Source organism: Streptomyces boetiae (genome assembly GCF_031845405.1).
GTDB lineage: Bacteria > Actinomycetota > Actinomycetes > Streptomycetales > Streptomycetaceae > Streptomyces > Streptomyces boetiae.
In genome coordinates this window covers 1-255 of sequence record NZ_JAVREN010000146.1, presented here as the reverse complement: position 1 = coordinate 255, position 255 = coordinate 1, and the positions used below count along the sequence as shown (strand labels likewise).

Genomic DNA, 255 nt, shown 5'->3' with positions numbered 1-255 from the left:
GCCTGCGCCAGCAGGTCTGACCGGAGCCGAAGCCCAGTTCCAGCGGCAGTTGCTGCCAGGTGATCCCGGTGTACAGCACGAACAGGATGCCTTGCAGGCACCGCCGGTCGTCCACCGGCCGCGGGCCTGGTGACCGCTCGGGCCACTTCGGCAGCAGCGGCTCGATCACCGCCCACAACGCGTCGTCCACGATCCACGGCCTGTTGTTCACACCCTCACGAACGGCCCTATCCTCACACCGACACGGCCACCAGC

At 68.2% G+C, this 255-nt stretch carries 1 protein-coding gene; it reads right to left on the bottom strand.

Annotated features, from left to right (window positions below):
• A partial coding sequence (locus tag RM780_RS27780; protein ID WP_394813108.1) for a transposase occupies window positions 1–193 on the bottom strand: 193 nt, incomplete at its 3' end.
• Window positions 194–255 lie beyond the last annotated feature (62 nt).